Annotated in this window: 19 protein-coding genes; 10 read left to right on the forward strand and 9 right to left on the reverse strand. The window is 66.9% G+C overall.

Annotated elements, in window-relative coordinates; translation table 11 throughout:
* Positions 1-21: 21 nt before the first annotated feature.
* Positions 22-987, forward strand: a complete 966-nt coding sequence (locus ACIGJD_RS00940) for a nuclease-related domain-containing protein (protein WP_483687892.1) — start codon at positions 22-24, stop codon at positions 985-987.
* Here the strand turns inward: ACIGJD_RS00940 and ACIGJD_RS00945 are convergent.
* The gene (locus tag ACIGJD_RS00945; RefSeq protein WP_483687893.1) at positions 947-1,873 is read right to left on the reverse strand and encodes a LysR family transcriptional regulator ArgP; all 927 of its coding nucleotides are present in this window, start codon (positions 1,871-1,873) and stop codon (positions 947-949) included. The genes ACIGJD_RS00940 and ACIGJD_RS00945 overlap by 41 nt on opposite strands.
* Before the next feature lie 94 nt (positions 1,874-1,967).
* On the opposite strand from ACIGJD_RS00945, the gene ACIGJD_RS00950 reads away from it, so the two are divergent.
* Both ACIGJD_RS00950 and ACIGJD_RS00955 read left to right on the forward strand, forming a co-directional pair.
* Entirely contained in the window at positions 1,968-2,540 is a 573-nt protein-coding gene (locus tag ACIGJD_RS00950) for a LysE/ArgO family amino acid transporter (protein WP_483687894.1), read from the forward strand.
* Between the two features lie 34 nt (positions 2,541-2,574).
* Positions 2,575-3,042 (forward strand): DUF4190 domain-containing protein, encoded by a 468-nt coding sequence (locus ACIGJD_RS00955; protein WP_483687895.1) that lies wholly within the window; start codon positions 2,575-2,577, stop codon positions 3,040-3,042.
* Positions 3,043-3,161: 119 nt separating this feature from the next.
* Here ACIGJD_RS00955 and ACIGJD_RS00960 read toward each other — a convergent pair whose 3' ends face one another.
* Positions 3,162-3,860 (reverse strand): FadR/GntR family transcriptional regulator, encoded by a 699-nt coding sequence (locus ACIGJD_RS00960; protein WP_483687896.1) that lies wholly within the window; start codon positions 3,858-3,860, stop codon positions 3,162-3,164.
* Positions 3,861-4,004: 144 nt separating this feature from the next.
* On the opposite strand from ACIGJD_RS00960, the gene ACIGJD_RS00965 reads away from it, so the two are divergent.
* From ACIGJD_RS00965 to ACIGJD_RS00975, 3 genes are read left to right on the forward strand one after another with little or no spacing between them, the layout of a single operon-like run.
* Positions 4,005-5,375, forward strand: a complete 1,371-nt coding sequence (locus tag ACIGJD_RS00965) for an SLC13 family permease (protein ID WP_483687897.1) — start codon at positions 4,005-4,007, stop codon at positions 5,373-5,375.
* 49 nt (positions 5,376-5,424) lie between these two features.
* Positions 5,425-6,633, forward strand: a complete 1,209-nt coding sequence (locus ACIGJD_RS00970; RefSeq protein ID WP_483687898.1) for a CaiB/BaiF CoA transferase family protein — start codon at positions 5,425-5,427, stop codon at positions 6,631-6,633.
* Position 6,634: 1 nt separating this feature from the next.
* Positions 6,635-8,152: a carboxyl transferase domain-containing protein gene (locus ACIGJD_RS00975; protein WP_483687899.1), complete on the forward strand. Its 1,518-nt coding sequence runs from the start codon at positions 6,635-6,637 to the stop codon at positions 8,150-8,152.
* A gap of 73 nt (positions 8,153-8,225) precedes the next feature.
* Here ACIGJD_RS00975 and ACIGJD_RS00980 read toward each other — a convergent pair whose 3' ends face one another.
* The 5 genes from ACIGJD_RS00980 to ACIGJD_RS01000 form a co-directional block, all read right to left on the reverse strand.
* Positions 8,226-8,810, reverse strand: a complete 585-nt coding sequence (locus tag ACIGJD_RS00980) for a dihydrofolate reductase family protein (protein WP_483687900.1) — start codon at positions 8,808-8,810, stop codon at positions 8,226-8,228.
* Between the two features lie 50 nt (positions 8,811-8,860).
* Positions 8,861-9,313 carry a LapA family protein gene (locus ACIGJD_RS00985; protein ID WP_483687901.1) on the reverse strand — a complete coding sequence of 151 codons (453 nt, stop codon included), beginning with the start codon at positions 9,311-9,313 and terminating at the stop codon, positions 8,861-8,863.
* 202 nt (positions 9,314-9,515) lie between these two features.
* The gene (locus ACIGJD_RS00990; RefSeq protein ID WP_483687902.1) at positions 9,516-9,740 is read right to left on the reverse strand and encodes a hypothetical protein; all 225 of its coding nucleotides are present in this window, start codon (positions 9,738-9,740) and stop codon (positions 9,516-9,518) included.
* A gap of 79 nt (positions 9,741-9,819) precedes the next feature.
* Positions 9,820-10,047: a hypothetical protein gene (locus ACIGJD_RS00995; protein WP_483687903.1), complete on the reverse strand. Its 228-nt coding sequence runs from the start codon at positions 10,045-10,047 to the stop codon at positions 9,820-9,822.
* A gap of 145 nt (positions 10,048-10,192) precedes the next feature.
* Entirely contained in the window at positions 10,193-11,599 is a 1,407-nt protein-coding gene (locus ACIGJD_RS01000) for an amidase (protein ID WP_483687904.1), read from the reverse strand.
* Between the two features lie 210 nt (positions 11,600-11,809).
* On the opposite strand from ACIGJD_RS01000, the gene ACIGJD_RS01005 reads away from it, so the two are divergent.
* The 3 genes from ACIGJD_RS01005 (at position 11,810) to ACIGJD_RS01015 (ending at position 13,435) form a co-directional block, all read left to right on the forward strand.
* Positions 11,810-12,136 (forward strand): rhodanese-like domain-containing protein, encoded by a 327-nt coding sequence (locus ACIGJD_RS01005; protein WP_142131663.1) that lies wholly within the window; start codon positions 11,810-11,812, stop codon positions 12,134-12,136.
* Complete coding sequence (gene pheA, locus ACIGJD_RS01010) at positions 12,136-13,116, forward strand: prephenate dehydratase (RefSeq protein ID WP_483687905.1); 981 nt, start codon at positions 12,136-12,138, stop codon at positions 13,114-13,116. Before ACIGJD_RS01005 ends, pheA begins: the two co-directional genes overlap by 1 nt.
* 94 nt (positions 13,117-13,210) lie before the next feature.
* Positions 13,211-13,435, forward strand: coding sequence for a hypothetical protein (locus ACIGJD_RS01015; protein ID WP_142131659.1), 225 nt, complete (start codon positions 13,211-13,213; stop codon positions 13,433-13,435).
* A gap of 58 nt (positions 13,436-13,493) precedes the next feature.
* Here the strand turns inward: ACIGJD_RS01015 and ACIGJD_RS01020 are convergent, their stop codons facing one another.
* Positions 13,494-14,573, reverse strand: coding sequence for a diacylglycerol/lipid kinase family protein (locus ACIGJD_RS01020; RefSeq protein ID WP_483687906.1), 1,080 nt, complete (start codon positions 14,571-14,573; stop codon positions 13,494-13,496).
* Positions 14,574-14,661: 88 nt separating this feature from the next.
* Between ACIGJD_RS01020 and serS the strand changes: the two genes are divergently transcribed.
* Positions 14,662-15,942 carry a serine--tRNA ligase gene (serS, locus tag ACIGJD_RS01025; RefSeq protein ID WP_142131656.1) on the forward strand — a complete coding sequence of 427 codons (1,281 nt, stop codon included), beginning with the start codon at positions 14,662-14,664 and terminating at the stop codon, positions 15,940-15,942.
* Positions 15,943-15,983: 41 nt separating this feature from the next.
* Here the strand turns inward: serS and ACIGJD_RS01030 are convergent, their stop codons facing one another.
* The gene (locus ACIGJD_RS01030) at positions 15,984-16,829 is read right to left on the reverse strand and encodes a hypothetical protein (RefSeq protein ID WP_483687907.1); all 846 of its coding nucleotides are present in this window, start codon (positions 16,827-16,829) and stop codon (positions 15,984-15,986) included.
* Positions 16,830-17,074 lie beyond the last annotated feature (245 nt).

Below are 17,074 nucleotides of genomic sequence, written 5' to 3' on the forward strand. Positions count from 1 at the left end.
GCAAGGAAACGGGGACGTCCGATGGGGGCAGGAGACGGGGCAGCGGAACAGTCCAGGCTGGCGGCCGAGCGCGTCGCGCGGCTGAAGCGCCGGCTCGACCAGGCCGAACGCTCCACGAAGTCGTGGGACGCCGGGGCCGTGGGGGAGCGGGTGGTGGCGGACAAGCTCCGTGAGCTGGTGCCGCGCGGCTGGTACGTGCTGCACGATGTCCATTGGCCGGGCCGCCCCAAGGCAAACCTGGACCACGTCCTGGTGGGTCCCGGCGGGGTGGTGGTGGTCGATTCCAAGAACTGGACAGGAGAAGTCCGTGTGGCGTCCGGCGTGCTTTGGCAGGGCCGTTACGCCCGGACCCAGGCGGTGGAAGGTGCGCTGGCCCAATGTGCTGCCGTGGCTTCCGTGTTGTCTCCGCCGCACCGCAGGCTGGTGCGTCCGCTGATCTGCATGGCTGCGCAGCCGGACCTGTTCGGGGTGACCGACTCGGACGTGGCCGTGGCCGGTTTCCAGCGGTTGGTGGGAGCCATCGAGGCGCTGCCGGAAGTACTCGACCAGCAGGCAGTTGTGGGAGTGTACGCGCACCTGGGCCAACAGCTCACCCATGAGCAGGAGCCCGGCATCACTGCCCTCCGGAACGTGCGGCCTGGAACAGTGGTGCGGCCGGCAGGAGCACTTCCGCCCGCCGGCCCCTCGGCAAACCCGCGGGGAAAGACGGGTTCAGGCGAGGATGCGGACCGGAGCCGAAGTGTGTCGAGGCACCCCGCCGGCCGGGCCCTGCCTGCGAAGGGAACCGCAAGGGGAACGCCGGCAGGAAAGTCCGCGGAAAGCCGGCAGGCGGCTTCGGGACACCGGGCAGGAACACCCGGGGGACCCGTCCGGCATGGCCGGAACGGCAAAGTGCAGCAGCACGGCAGCACCAGCGGAGGAAAACTGGCCCTGCTGGCGGCCTTCGTCATTTTCGCCGTCTATTTCCTGCCCTACTTGGGCCGGTAGCTTTCCGCGGATCACCCGGCCGCAGGAGGTCTTTGGCGGCGCTGCGCACTGCGTCGGTGAGCCGGTTGAGCCGTTCAGAGTCGAGCGTCCAGGCCTGCCAGTAGAGCGCCACATCCTGGTAGGCAGTGTCCTCCAACCGGACCAGGGCGTCGTCTGCCAGCTCATCGGTGAGCTGGAGTTCGGGGATCATGCCCCATCCCAGCCCGGCTGTGACCGCGGCGAGGAATCCCTGGGAGGACGGCACGGTGTGCGTGGGCGGAAGCTGCTGCACGTTTCTTGCGGCGAGCAGTTGCTGCTGCAGGTTGTCCTTCGTATTGAATTTCAGGACCGGCATTGCGGCCCAGTCCACGCCCCGGGAGGTGGAAAAGCGCCGGCGAAGTTCCGGGGCAGCCATCGGGATGTACCGCATGGAGCCCAGCAGCTCAACCCGGCAGCCGCTGACGGGAACAGGGTCAGAGGTCACGGCCCCCATGACGTCGCCGTTGCGGAGCAGCTGGCTGCTGAAGCCCTGGTCCTCCACGTGGAGATCGACCGTGGAGTCCTCCCAGCCGGCGGCCTGGTGCAGGACGGGGACGAACCAGGTGGCCAGGGAATCCGCATTGATGGCCACCGGCAGTTGGGCCCGGATGTTCGTTCCTGAACCAAGCGCCGCCGACGTCTCCGCCTCCAGTACCTGCACCTGGCGGGCCATCCGCAGCAGCAGCGCGCCGGCGTCGGTGGCGGTGCAGGGCAGCCGGCGGCGGACCAGGACCTGGCCCACGGAGGCTTCGAGGGCCTTGATCCGCTGGCTCACAGCGGAGGGCGTAATCCGGAGCAGGTCTGCCGCTGCCTCGAATGTCCCCTCGTCGACAACGGCCACGAGGGCTTTGAGGTGCTCAAGGTTCATGAAGCAATTCTAATGATTCCCAAGAATCCGTTATTTGCCTGCACCTCCTCCGGATCCTACCGTCGTATGTGTGTGGACCGCAGGAATAACCGGAATGCTGACAGGCCTGGCGCTGATTGTAGCCATCGGTGCGCAGAATGCCTTCGTGCTGCGCCAGGGAATCCGCCGGGAGCATATCGGTGCGGTGGTGGCTGTGTGCATGGCGGGCGACGCCCTGCTGATTGTGGGCGGAACCGCGGGCATCGGGGCGGTTGTCACCCACTTCCCGGAGGTGCTGGAAGTCCTGCGCTGGGCCGGGGCCGCCTACCTGCTGTGGTTTGCGGTGCGGTCCTTCATGGCTGCGGTGAAGCCCGCCGTCCTGGCCGAGCAGGCGCCCCGGTCAAGGAATTCGGTAGTGGCCACCACGGCCGCCCTGACCTTCCTTAACCCCCATGTCTACCTGGACACGGTGGTGTTGTTGGGCAGCCTGGCCAACCAGCAGGGCCCGGACCTGCGGTGGATTTTTGCCGCCGGCGCGGTGGCCGGGAGCGTGCTGTGGTTTTCCGGGCTGGGTTACGGGGCCAGGGCGTTGGCAGGCGTGCTCAGCAGCCCCCGCACTTGGCGGTGGATCGACGGGGCCATCGGAGTGCTGATGGTGGTCCTGGCCATCCGCCTGGCGCTGCACTGAAGTAGGCTGTACCCAGATTTACAGGGGAGAAATCATGAGCAACCAGCCATCCCAGGGACCTGACTACCAGCGCAGCGGTTCCTCACCATGGCCCGGCTACCAGCCGCCGCAGAACCAGGGGTCCGCCTACGGGCAGCCCCAGTACAACCAGGGCCAATACAGCCCGGGACAGTACGGCCAGTACAACAACGCCCAGTACGGCCAGCCCCAGTACTATGGCCAGCCGTACTACGGCAGGGCAGTCGAACCGAAGACCCTGAGCATCGCCAGCATGGTCTGCGGTATCGCCTCGGTGATCATGGGCTGGCTGTTGCTTCCCCAGTTCGCCGCCATCATCACCGGCCACCTGGCCCTGCGCCGTGAACCCGCCGGCAAGGGAATGTCCATCACCGGCCTGGTGTTGGGCTACCTCTGCCTGCTGGGCTACGGCGCAATCTGGCTGCTGTTCATCATTGGCGTCACCGTCGCTGCCACCAACGGGTCGAATACCGGCACGTTCTAGCCCGGCACCCTTTAGCCCGGTACTCAAAAGTCCCCTCTGGATGGACTATTCCCCTGCGCATGCCGGGGGGACTGGTGTGTGGGGCGGGGAGTTTTCCAACGCGGCGTTGCTTGGCTCCCCTAGCGGAGCAGTTCCACGTCCGAGACCAGCTCGATGTGCGCCAGCATTGCACTCGCGGCGGCGTCAGCGTCCTGCGCGCGGATCGCGTCGGCGATTTTGCGGTGCGAGGCGAGGGACTGCTCGGGGCGCCCGGGCTGGCCCAGGGATTCCATCCTGGTTTCCAGGATCATTTCGGCAATGAAGGCCATCAGCTGCGCCAGCACCGAGGAGTGGGCAGCGGCGGTGATGGCCTGGTGGAACAATTCATCGCCCTGGGTGCCGCGGTCGCCGCCGTCGATTTCATGCGACATGACGTCCAGGGCCTTGTCGATGGCTGCCAGGTCTGCGTCGGTCCGGCGTTCTGCTGCCAGGGCGGCAAGCTTGACTTCCAGGGTGCTGCGGGCCTCCACGATTTCCGGCAGCCGGCTCTGGTGCTCGCGCAGGCCCTTGACTACCGAGGCCACGCTGGGCCGCCGGGCCAGGACAGCTCCGGTGCCATGCTGCACGTCGATCACGCCGAGTACTTCCAGGGCCACCAGGGCCTGGGCCAAGGTGGCTCGGGAGACACCCAGCCGCTCGGCGAGGTCGCGCTCGGCCGGGAGGAGGTCCCCCGGCTTCAGCTGGGCGGACTCGATGTAGGCAAGGATCTGTTCCACCAGCTGCTCGTATAGCCGCGGGCGCGAGACCCGCTCCAGACCCAGCCGCGCTGTCTTCTCCACAAAGCCCTCCCTTGGGACGTACCGGACCAGAATACCTGCTTCCTCTATTGACAGATAGACTCACTGTCTAAGAGGCTAGTCCAGTGAGCCAGTAACTCACGTCACACTCTCGCTTCCCCTCGCTCCCCCAATGGAGGACCAACGATGTCCGCTCCTGTCTTATCGATCATCATCCTGGCGGCGATGTTCCTGCTCGCCACCGTCCTGCCCCTCAACATGGGCGCGCTCGCTTTCGTGGGCGCCTTCCTGCTCGGCGCCGTGGTGCTGGGCATGTCCACCAACGAGATCCTGGCCAACTTCCCCGGCGGCCTCTTCCTGACCATCGTCGGCGTCACCTACCTGTTCGCCATCGCACAGAACAACGGCACCATCGACCTGCTGGTCCGCGGCGCCGTCAAGCTGGTAGGCAGCCGCGTGGCCCTCATCCCGTGGGTGATGTTCGCCATCACTGCGGTCATCACTGCCGTGGGCGCACTGTCTCCCGCCGCCGTCGCCATCATTGCCCCCATCGCACTGAGCTTCGCCGGCAAGTACAAGATCAGCCCGCTGCTGATGGGCATGATGGTGATCCACGGCGCCCAGGCCGGCGGTTTCTCGCCCATCGCGGTGTACGGCGTCACCGTCAACGGCATCCTGGCCAAGACCGACCTCGCCTTCAGCCCCACGGCCCTGTTCCTCTCCAGCCTCATCTTCAACCTGGTCATTGCACTGGTGCTCTTCGTGGTCCTGGGTGGCAAGAACCTGATGTCCTCCAAGGTGGGCCACTTCGTGGAGCAGGCGGCCGAGGCGCGGATGGCCGTCAGTGTCGGGGCCAAGGCCGCCGGCGGCGACGTCCCCTTCAAGGGCTTCGGCTCCGGCATGTACGGCCCCCGGGACCCGGCCGGTGACGGCGTCGCTGCCACCAAGGAGCGCAAGGACCGGATCCCGCAGCTGGTCACCATTGCCGGACTGGTGGTGCTGGCCGTCGTGGCCCTTGGGTTCAAGATGGACGTGGGCTTCGTGTCCATCACCATCGCCATCGTGCTGGCCCTGGTGTCGCCCGCCGCCCAGAAGGGCGCGATCAACAAGATCAGCTGGTCCACCGTGCTGCTGATCTGCGGCATGCTGACGTTCGTCGGTGTGCTGGAGGAAGCCGGCACCATTGAGTTCGTGTCCGGCGGCGTGGCAGGAATGGGAATGCCGCTGCTGGCAGCCCTCATCATCTGCTTCATCGGCGCCATCGTCTCCGCCTTCGCCTCCTCCACGGCCATCCTGGCAGCGCTCATCCCGCTCGCCGTCCCGTTCCTGTCCACCGGCGAAATCGGCGCCGTGGGCGTTATCTGCGCCCTCGCCGTCTCCGCGACCATCGTGGACGTCTCGCCGTTCTCCACCAACGGCGCCCTGGTCCTTGCCAATGCGCCGGAGGGCGTGGACAAGGACCAGTTCTACAAGCGGATCCTCGGCTACAGCGGAATCGTCATTGTGGCCGGACCGGTCCTGGCATGGCTGGCGCTGGTGGTCCCCGGCTGGCTCTAACGGCCTCCGCACCCCAACGCCGCCTGTCTTTTAGAAAGGAAACCAGAACATGAGCACCGAGAACCGCCAAGGCCCGCTGGCCGGGCACACCGTCGTCGACCTCAGCCGGGCACTGGCCGGACCGCACGCCGGCATGATGCTGGCGGACCTCGGCGCCCGCGTCATAAAGGTGGAAAACCCGGGCACGGGGGACGACACCCGCGGATGGGGGCCGCCCTTCGTCGGCCCGGAGGACGACCTGCAGTCCACCTACTTCATGTCCTGCAACCGCAATAAGGAATCCATCACCCTGGACCTGAAGAGCGACGACGGCAAGGCGGTGCTCCGCGGCCTGCTGGAGCGGGCGGACGTGGTGATCGAGAACTTCCGGCCCGGCGTCATGGACCGGCTGGGGTTCTCCACCGCAGCGATGCACGAGATCAACCCGCGCCTGGTTATCCTCTCCATCACCGGCTTTGGCCACGACGGGCCCGAGTCCCAGCGCAGCGGCTACGACCAGATCCTGCAGGGCGAAGCCGGGCTCATGTCCCTCACCGGCTCCGGGCCCGACGACCCCCAGCGCGTGGGCGTCCCCATCGCCGACCTGCTCTCCGGGATGAACGGGGCCTTCGGTGTGCTGGCCGCCCTGGTGGAGCGGAACCGGACCGGCCAGGGCAAGGTGGTGCGCACCTCGCTGCTGGCCTCCCTGATCGGGGTCCACGCCTTCCAGGGCACCAGGACCACCGTCGCCGGTGAAGTTCCGCAGGCGCAGGGCAACCACCATCCGTCCATCGCCCCGTACGGCCTGTTCAACTGCAAGGACGGGAGCGTGCAGATCAGCGTCGGCAGCGAGAAGCTGTGGCAGTCGTTCGCGGCGGCCTTTGGCCTGGATCCGGCGGCCCCGGGCTTTGCCAGCAACGCCGAAAGGGTGCGGAACCGCGCCCAGGTGATTGCCGCCGTCGAAGGCGCTTTTGCACAGTATGGCGCGGAGGAACTGCTGCAAAAACTGAACGACGCCGGGATCCCGGCCGGGAAGGTCCGCTCGCTTGACGAGGTGTACGCCTGGGAGCAGGTGGCGTCCCAGGGTCTGGTGGTGGATGTTGAACATCCGCTGCTTGGCAAAGTGAGCCTGCCAGGCCCGTCGCTGCGCTTCTTCGCCCCTGGCGACGCCGCCGAAACAACGGAAAAACACCATGACGCCCCGCCGTTGCTCAACGAGGACGGGGCGGCGATCCGGGAGTGGCTGGGCCTCGCACCTGCGGCTCCCGGTGCCGAATAGCATGGCGACGGCGGAGAAGGTGCGGCACTTGAAAGCAACCGAACTGCTGGATGCAGTGGTGGACCCGGGTTCGTTCATCTCCTGGGATACCGAGCCGGAACAGCCGGCCTTGTCCGAGGAGTACGCTCGCGACCTTGCCAGGGCCCGCGAACGCAGTGGCGCCGACGAGTCGGTGATCACCGGTGCGGGCCTCATCCGCGGCCGCCGGGTGGCGCTGATCGTCAGCGAATTTTCCTTCCTGGCCGGCTCGATCGGCCACGCGGCGGCGCAAAGGATCGTTGCCGCCGTCGAACGCGCCACGGCGGAGGGCCTGCCACTGCTCGCCGGCCCTGCGTCCGGGGGGACGCGGATGCAGGAAGGAACGCTCGCGTTCCTGTCCATGGTGAAAATCACCGGCGCCGTCCGCGCGCACCGCCAGGCCGGGCTTCCGTACCTGGTCTACCTGCGGCACCCCACCACCGGCGGCGTCATGGCGTCCTGGGGTTCCCTGGGGCACATCAACGTGGCCGAGCCCGGCGCACTGTTGGGCTTCCTGGGGCCGCGGGTGTATGAGGCGCTGTACGGCGAACCGTTTCCGGAGAACGTGCAGGTTGCCGAGAACCTCTTCCACAAGGGCTTGATCGACGGCGTCGTGGAACCCGGTGAGCTTGCCGACCTGGTGGGACGTGCCCTGGACATCCTCTCCGCGGAGGAAGGCACGGCCTCCGCGGTGCCTGCCCCGCCCGAGACCCTGAACATCCGGCCTTCGACCGTCGATGCCTGGACGTCCATCGAGATTTCCCGGCGCCAGCGTCGGCCCGACCTGCGCCAGCTGCTGAAGTTCGGTGCCGGTGACGCGCTGCCCCTGAACGGCACCGGGCAGGGGGAGAAGGACCCGGGGCTGCTGCTGGCCCTGGCCCGCTTCGGCAGCCAGTCGTGCATCGTGCTGGGACACGCGCGGCCGCTGCGGAAGGATGCGGCCGGGATGGGGCCCGGTTCGCTGCGCGAGGCCCGCCGGGGGATGAAGCTGGCGGAGGAGCTGCGCCTGCCCCTGCTCACCGTCATCGACACCGCGGGGGCGGCCCTGTCGCAGGAGGCGGAGGAAGGCGGGCTTGCGGGGGAGATTGCGCGCTCGCTGCACGAACTGATCGGGCTGGAATCGCCGTCGGTCTCCGTGCTGCTTGGCCAGGGGGCCGGGGGAGGGGCGTTGGCCCTGCTGCCCGCCGACCGGACCATTGCGGCCCAGCACAGCTGGCTTTCACCGCTGCCTCCGGAAGGTGCCAGCGCCATCGTGCACCGGACCACCGCGTTCGCTCCGGCCATGGCGCAGGCACAGGGCGTGAACGTCGGGGCGCTGTATGCCAACGGCCTGGTGGACCACATCGTGGATGAGCAAGGCGATGCTTCTTTGGAACCGCGCGAGTTCTGCCACCGGATGGCGAAGGCCATTGAGTATGAGCTGGCTTCCGTCGCAGGCGTTCCGGTCCCTGAACTGGTGGCCGCCCGGGCCGGCAAGTTCGCCAGTCTGGGCTTCCGCTGACGCTTGGTTCCGCGCAGGGGGAACCGGGGTTCCCGGTTCCCCCTGCGCTCTTCCCCTGCTCCGGCTGGCGTCCCTAATCCTGCTTGTCCGGGGTGTACAAGGCCAGGAGGACGCCGGTGCTTGTGGGAGCGGCTTCGATGAGCCGCAGCCGGACCTTGGTGCCGCGGGCGAAAAGCTGTTGCCCGTTGCCCAGGACCACCGGGTGGATCATGAGCAGGTATTCGTCGATCTGCCCGGCCGCCATGAGTGCGCGGATCAGCACCCCGCTGCCCATGATCACGAGGTTGGAGGGAAGGCCTTCCCGGAGTTCCTTTACGGCTGCGGGAACGTCACCGTGCAGGAGGCTGGAGTTGGGCCACTCCAGCCTGGCTGCGGGGTCCGTTGAGGCGACGTACTTGGGCGTGTTATTCAGGGCCTCCTTGAAGGGGCCGCCCCGGGCGTTCCATGACTCGAGGAGCTGCCCGTAGGTACGCCGCCCGAGCAGGAAGGCGTGGTCCGGGCCCATCCGTTCGCCCATCTTCTGCACGGTGGCCTGGTCGGCGTACGGAACCGCCCAGCCACCGTCGCTGAATCCGCCCCGCGTATCCTCATCCGGCCGGCCTGGACCCTGCATGACGCCGTCGAGCGTCACGTGGTTCATCACCACAACCTTGCCCATCCCCAGCCGCCTTTCCTTGCCGGTGGCTCTTTTGGTTGTGCCCGGTGCCCTTACCTGCGCTGTTGCACCCTGGACCGATGGGCGTTCCGGCGCAGCTGCAGGATCCTCGCACCGCCTGCCACGGCCACCAGGACAGCACCGGTCACGGCGGCGATGAACAGGGCCATTCCCAGCGGGACGGAACCTTCGAAGCCCAGGAACTTCACCAGGACCAGTTCCTGGTTCTGCAGGATGAAGATGATCAGCAGGATCAGCAGCACCAGGGCCGCCACCACCGCTGCCCAAATGACTCCGGTGCGCGTGACTTTGCGGTCCGGGGCGCCGCCGGCCCTGGGGGCGGGGGTGGTTCCGGCGGCAGGCGTCACCGGCTCACCCGTTGAGTAGGACGGTGCGTTGCCATAGGTTGCGCGGTCTGACGCCGGCCGGGCGGCGTCAGACGGCGCCGTGCCGGTGTCCCCTTCCGGCCGGCGGTCCGGCCCCGGAGTGTACTGTCCTGCGCTCATGCTCGTCCCCTTTCCCAGAATGCTAAGCATGCTTATTGTTCAACCATAGACGGCCTGGTGGGACAGCACAACGACCGGCCGCCTGGCCCGGTGTCGGGAGCTGCATGAGTCAAGGACCGATTGCGGGGCACATGGCGGAAGGGCCCTCCATGAGAACCCTTCCGTTCATTCCTGACTTCTACCCCGGGTGATTCCCCGGGCGTCAGACCCTCTCCCTGCTCCGTTGGTCCTTGTCCGCTTCGGCTGAGGGGGTGCGGGTGCGCGGCGCAGGCGTCCTGCGCCAGTTGGGGAAGGCCCAGAACGTGAAGTTCTGTGCCTTGACCGGCTCCTCCGGAAGTTCCGCAGGGGTTGCCGGTTCCGCTTCAGGGCGACGCTTGGTTTCCTTCTTTGCGCCCCACCCGAAGTCCTTGCTCGATGCGTAGCACATCACAGACCTCCTTATGGTGACTGCCCTTTAATCGTCCTCCTGCCGGGTGCGGGAGTCGAGAGAGCAGAGCCGGCAGCTGTCAGTCGCCGCTGGACACCACATCCTGCGCCTCCTGGGGGCCGTGGAACTCGCAGGGCCCCTGGTGCCGGAGCGGGAGGAGGCAGGTCCGGCCCGTGGGCAGGTGGACCAGTGCGCACCGGCCGGCCAAGGCCAGGTCCTCCCTGACATTTGCGTTGCTCAGGTCCGGCCGTTCGTCGTCGACGGTCTCTGTGGGCACGGCGCTCGCCGCAGCCTGTTCAGCGTTCATGGTGGCAACTCCTCGTGGGGGAGGGCGAATGGAGGGTGCTGAAACGTGCATTTCCAGTGTGCGCGGCCCCGGTTACCAGCGGGTTAAGGGGGCGTTAGATCCAGGTCAACAGGCCCGGGGCAGCCTCCTGATAGGGCGGCTATTCCTAATAGCCCAGCTGGTGCGCCACCTGCAGGAGGAGGGCTTCCGAGCCCATGGGACCCACCAGTTGGATGCCCATGGGAAGTCCGCAGCCGGCAGCTCCTCCCGTCCAGTGCACGGGAAGGGTGATGGCCGGCAGTCCGCACACGTTCACCATGGAGGACCACGGCGCGTATTCGCACTGTTTCCGGTAGTCGCCGTCGGCATCCCCGGGCCACTCAGCGGCCGGCCAGCGGTCGCTTCCGTGGCCCGTGCCGGTGAACCAGCCCACGGGCCGTGGAGTCTGTGCCAGCGTGGGCATCAGCATCAGGTCCCATTGCCCGAACTGCGTCACCGTGTCGTGCTGGAACTGCCGCAGGAAGGCCAGCGCCTCCGCGAGCCTGGCGGGGCTTCGCTGCTGGGCCCGCCGCCGAAAGGTCCGGGTAAGGGGTGCCAGCAGCGCCTCCCGGGTGGGGCTGATCCTGGCGGCACCCACACCAGCTGTCCAGGCGGTGGTGAAGGCATCCGGATAGCGGTTGTCGTAGCGGATGGCGGCATCACCGAGAACGTGGCCGGCATGCTCCAGGAGGGCAACGCCGGCGCGGAGCGCGTCCAGGGACTCCTGCTCCACCGTGAAGGGGAAAGTGCTTGACCACGGGCTGTCCAGGGTGATCCCAATCCGCAGCCGCGGCGGCTCCTGTTGGAGCGCCTGGAGGTAGGCGTTCCCCGGAGCCAGGACGTCCATCATCAGCGCTGCGTCCCCTGAACTCCGCGCGAGGGGGCCGGGCACCACCAGCCGGGCGGGGTCGCCCGCGCCTTCCCCGGCCGTCACGAGCCCCCGGCCCGGCTTTAACCCCACCAGCCCGCACGCGGCGGCCGGAATCCTGACGGATCCGCCGCCGTCGGTCCCCGGGGCGAAAGGCAGGAGCCCTGCCGCCACGGCAGCGGCGCTGCCGCCGGAGGAGCCTCCGGAACTCCTGCTGGGTGCGTGGGGGTTGCGCGACGGCGGTGCGATGCGGTTTTCGCTGTAAGCGGTCAGTCCAAACTCGGGCACCTGCGTCTTGCCCAGCATGGTCACGCCGGCATCCCTAAAGAGGGAGACCAGTGGGCTGTCGACGGGGGCGGCCTTGTGCTCCAGCGCGGCACTGCCGTGCGTGGTCACTACGCCCGCGACGTCCGTAAGGTCCTTAAAGGCAAGCGGCATGCCGTGCAGCATGGACAGGTCCCCAACGTCGGTGCGCGAGTGCTGGATATCAGCCGCCCGGGCCTCTTTTAATGCCCGGTCCGCGGTCACGGTGATGAACGCGCCGAGCAGGGGGTTCCGCTGTTCAATCTGAGACAGGAAATGGGTGGCGGTGTCCACGGAGGATACTGTTCCGCTCCGCAGGAGGTCCCGCAGGGCCAGTGCCGGGAGTTCGTGGAGTTCAGCCATGTATATGCGCGGCCGTTCGTGGCCTGGCCGCGGGTTCCATGTTGCGGCCGGGCTCTGCCGATGCCCCGGTGAGGGCGGCGATCTTTTGGGACATGGAAACCTCCTTGGGTTCCTCCAGCCTAACCCGCGGCTTTTCCGGCCCTTTCGGGGTGCCAAGGGGCGGAAGGGCTAGGCTTAAAGCGAACTCTGATCCGCCAAGACAGGACTCCGATGAGCGATTTCGATACCGTCCCCGTCCACGACGTCCCCGCCGACGCAGTGATCCTGGACGTCCGGGAAGACTACGAGTGGGTTGCAGGGCACGCCGACGGCGCACTCCACATCCCCATGGACCAGATCCCGGCCCGGCTCGGGGAACTCGATCCGGATGAGGACCTCTACGTCATTTGCCGCACGGGCGGGCGGTCCTTCCGCGTTGCCCAGTGGCTTACCGGCCAGGGCTACACCGCCATTAACGTCTCCGGCGGCATGGACCAGTGGCTGGAATCCGGCAAGCCCCTGGTCTCGGACAACGGACTTAAGCCGCTGGTCCTTTAGTGCCCGGCAGCTCCCGAACCTACGCCTTCCTGGGCCCGGAAGGCACCTTCACCGAGGCTGCCCTCCTGCAGGTGCCGGACGCGCTCCAGGCCGTCAGGGTCCCGGCCTCGAACGTCAACGCAGCTCTCGACCGGGTGCGCGACGGATCAGCAGACGCCGCCATGGTCCCCATCGAGAACTCGGTTGAGGGCGGAGTTACCGCCACCTTGGATGCAATCGCCTCCGGCGAGGAACTGCGCATCATCCGCGAGGTCCTGGTTCCCATCAGCTTTGTCCTGGTAGCCCGGCCCGGCATAGGGCTGGAAGAGGTGCGGCGGGTTTCGACCCATGGCCATGCCTGGGCCCAGTGCCGGTTGTGGGTGGATAAGCACATACCTGAAGCGGAATATGTGCCTGGCTCATCAACTGCTGCGGCCGCACTCGGATTGCTGGAACAGGACTGCACCTACGACGCCGCAATCTGCGCCCCGCTCGTGGCCCGGGAGCAGCCGGAGCTGTCAGTGCTGGGAGAGGACATTGGCGACAATCCCGGAGCCGTGACGCGCTTCGTCCTGGTCAGCCGGCCCGGTGCGCTCCCGGCGCGTACCGGAGCGGACAAGACGACGGTTGTGGTCCCGCTTCCGGAGGACCGCCCGGGCGCGTTGATGGAGATCCTGGACCAGTTCGCCACCCGCGGCGTCAACCTCAGCCGGATTGAATCCCGGCCCACGGGGCAGTACTTGGGCCACTACTTCTTCAGTATCGACGCGGACGGCCATGCCTGCGACGCAAGGGTGGCTGATGCGCTCGCGGGGCTGCACCGCATCAGCCCGGGAACCCGCTACCTGGGCTCGTACGCCAGGGCCGACGGGCAGGTCACCCCAGTCGCGGCGCATACCTCCGATGCAGCCTTCTCAGCGGCGGACACCTGGGTCCAATCCATACTCGCCGCGGAGTCCGTTGCAGGTGAAAGCGGTTCCGAGGCTTCGCGCACAGCGTAGGCGTATGCCTCTGGAAGTACTTCCGCGGGCTGTGGACAATGCGTATGCTTGCCTGATCCACATGGGGTATGGCCCCTGATGAAGGGAGCGGGTCATGACCAGCAGCAATGACAACGACGGCCAGGGGATGATCGTCAACCCCAAGCCGGCGGCGGACAACCAGGATTGGGACGGGGACGACGCGGACCGCGCCGACCGCCTGCGCTTCGAAGAGGAGCAGGCCATGATCCGCGAGCAATCCGAAGCGCATGCCGCTGCGAAAGAAGCCCATACCGCTGCCAAGCACGGTGCTGAGGCGGAGACGGAATCCGGGGACTGACAGCGGCCGGATTCCGGCGCTGCGTCGATTCCGGCATCCCGCCGGGCGCCGCTCCCCCTTACCGCGCGGTTGCCCCGCTGGCCTGTACCTGACCCTTAACCCGGACCAGGAGCGACCGGGGCTCCACCTGAACCGTAAGCTGCGTTGCTTCCCCGGACGTATCGCCGTCGAGCTGTGTGGGCATCGGCTCGGGGCACTTGATGACCACCTTGGTTGACCGGTATACGGTCATGATGGGCAGCTTCCCGCTGTGCTTGAACATGATCTTTACGTACATCAGGAGCCAGCCAATGGCGCTGCGCGGGCTCATCACCACCACGTCCAGCATGCCGTCGTCGATCATGGCCTGCGGGATGAAATCGATGCCGCCCGGCACCAGGCCGCAGTTGGCGAACAGTACGCTGCGGATGTTCCGGATCTGCTCGGGATTCCCGTCCAGGGCGATGGACACCTTCTTCCGCCGGCCCGGGAGGTGCCGCACGCCGGCCTCGGTGTAGGCCAGCCAGCCCACGGCCTTCTTCAGCCCCGCGTTGGTGTCGGCCAGGACCTCGGCATCCATGCCGATGCCCGCGATGACCAGGAACACGTGCTCGGAGTAGTGCCCGGTCCGCGAGTTCTCAATGGCCATCCGGGCGGTGTCGATATAGCGCTGCCGGCCGAAAAGGGCCGTTTGGATATTTCCGTGGAGGTCGTTCACGTCCAGGTCCACGTTGCGGGCCAACAGGTTGCCGGTGCCCAGGGGAATCAGGCCCATGGCAACATCGGTGCGTGCGAGGGCCTCAGCCACGACGCGTACCGTGCCGTCCCCGCCGCCCACCAGGACGACGTCGGGCTTTCCTGCCAGCGCTGCCTGCATCTGGGAGAAGCCGGGGTCCTCCGCCGTCGTCTCGAAGAAGACCGGTTCGTCCCACCCTGCCGCAAGGCAGGCCCTTTGAATCATTTCCCTGGCTTCCCCGGCCCGCGCCTTGATGGGGTTCAGGACTACTGCCACGCGCTGCTGCGCCAGCCCGGAGTCGTAGGCTTCGCCGGCCACGGTACTGCGCACATGCAGGGCCTTGAGGCGCCGTACCCCCCACCAGCTGGAGGTGGCGAAGGCAAGCGCCACCGCAATCAGCAGGTAGAGAATCCAGTCGCTCATGGTGTTTCAACAGTAGCCCGGCGCGCGGCGGGAGGGGGCACGGAGCCGGCCGCCCGCCGTCGTGCGGTGAATTGGATACCCTTGTCAGGTGATCGACGTAAAAGACCTCAGCGAAAACCCGGACAAGTACCGTGCCAGCCAGCGCGCCCGCGGCGCGGACGAATCAGTGGTGGACGCGATCATCTCCGCGAATTCCGCCCGCCGCGAGGCCTTGCTCCGCTTCGAGAACCTCCGCGCCGAGCAGAACGTGTTCGGCAAGAAGGTGGCGAAGGCCAAGGGCGAGGAGAAGCAGGCCCTGCTGGCCGAGGTCAAGGAGCTGGCCAACTCCGTCAAGGCCGCCTCCGCTGAGGCCGATGCCGCGCAGACCAAGCAGGAAGAACTGCTCCGCACCATTCCCAACCTCGTGGAGGACGGCGTTCCTGAAGGCGGCGAGGACGACTACGTGGTGGTCAAGACCGTCGGCACGCCGCGCGAATTCCCGGATTTCGAACCGCGCGACCACCTGGAGATCGGCGAGCTGCTCGGTGCGATCGACATGGAACGCGGTGCCAAGGTTTCCGGTGCCCGCTTCTACTTCCTCAAGGGCGTGGGTGCCCGGCTGGAGATGGCGCTGCTGCAGATGGCCATGGACCAGGCCATCGAAGCGGGCTTCGTTCCCATGATCACGCCCACCCTGGTGCGTCCGGAGACCATGCAGGGCACCGGCTTTGACGTGAAGCACGACGCTGAGATCTACCGTCTCGCCGAAGACGACCTTTACCTGGTGGGCACCTCCGAGGTGGCTTTGGCCGGCTATCACGCCGACGAGATCCTGGACTTCTCCGCCGGCCCCATCCGCTACGCCGGCCAGAGTTCCTGCTACCGCCGCGAGGCCGGTTCGCACGGCAAGGACACCCGCGGCATCATCCGCGTGCACCAGTTCAACAAGGTGGAGATGTTTATCTACACCACTGTCGAGGAAGCCGCTGCCGAGCACCAGCGCCTGCTGGCCTGGGAAGAGGAGATGCTGGCCAAGTGCGAGCTGCCGTACCGGGTGATCGACACCGCCGCCGGCGACCTCGGCACTTCCGCGGCACGCAAGTTCGACTGCGAAGCCTGGGTTCCCACCCAGGGCGCCTACCGTGAACTGACCTCCACCTCCAACTGCACCACGTTCCAGGCCCGCCGCCTGAACATCCGCGAACGCATCGTCAATGCGGAGGGCGTCTCCAAGGGCACCCGCGCCGTGGCAACCTTGAACGGCACCCTGGCCACCACCCGGTGGATCGTGGCCCTGCTGGAGCACCACCAGAACGCGGACGGCTCGGTCAACGTGCCCAAGGCGCTGCAGAAGTACCTGGGCGGCCTCGAGGTTCTTCCGGTCCTGTAAGGTCGTGCGGAAAATCCCCGCCTTGTGGACTATTCCCCCCGTCATGCATGGGGGTCTCGACCACGGGGCGGGGTTTTCCGTGGCACGACGCCGGCAGCCGCGAGCCGTTGACGCAGGAGGTCCGGGTTGGCCAGGGTCTTCCAGTCCCAGCGGACCACCTTGTAGCCAAGGGCCCGCAACCTGTCTTCCCGCTTCTTCTCCGCCAGGATGGCTTCCTGGGTAGTTCGTCCGCTCAGCAAGCTTTCATCGAGATACTTTGCGTCGCCGTCAAACTCGCCGATCACTCCGGCCTCAGGCCAGAAGAAATCCGTCCGCGCAATGAAACCCTCGTGGTCATGGAACACGCGTTGGAGGACGGGTGCGGGCAGTCCTAGCACGTGGATAAGCGCCCTGCTGCGGGACTCGCCGACTGACTCAGAAGCCTCATTGGCAAGCGCCAGCACTTCCCGGACCCGGCGGCGCTTTGCCGCAGACGCCAGATCTTCAGATGCATCTATCAGTTCCTGACGTGTAAGTCCTTCTCCGGGACGTCTTTCCGGGCCAAGTACTGCATCTACAACAGCCACAGCATCCGGCAGTTCCAGCCTTACAATGCAGTCCATCGCCGTCTGGCGAAGGGACGTAACGCTGAAGGCTCCACGCTGCACCGTTTCAGCCGGCCAAAAGTGACGGTCCAGACCGTAGCTGCGGACGTTCTCCAAGCCGGTGAGCCCGGTCGCAGGATCGCGCGCTGCAGTGGTCCCCGATGATTTTTTGCCCGCCTTGTGTGGAGAGCGGGTAATGACGTGGACATGGCTTGGAACACCGGGATGTGGAAGATTCCAAAGACGCAGGGCCGTCACATAGCAGAAGGCGGTGTCGGGATAGGCTGCAGCCACTGCGGCCACGGTGGTTCCGTACCGCTTCCAGGGCTGGAGGGCAAGCCAGGCCGCCTTGCCGAAATAGACACCGGCCCTGACCCTGACCAAGGTGCCGTTCCTGTACCCGCGGCTCAGTGACCGACTGTTCCCCGTCAAGGCCCGGCGCCGGCTGGCCAAAATCAGGACAGCTTCATCCGATCTCATAAGCACATACTCGGCCTACCGGTCGGCTGAAGCGGCAGCCAGGAGTTGCCATGTGGATAACGGTGGAA

This window comes from Arthrobacter sp. E1SS-5, from assembly GCF_057073715.1.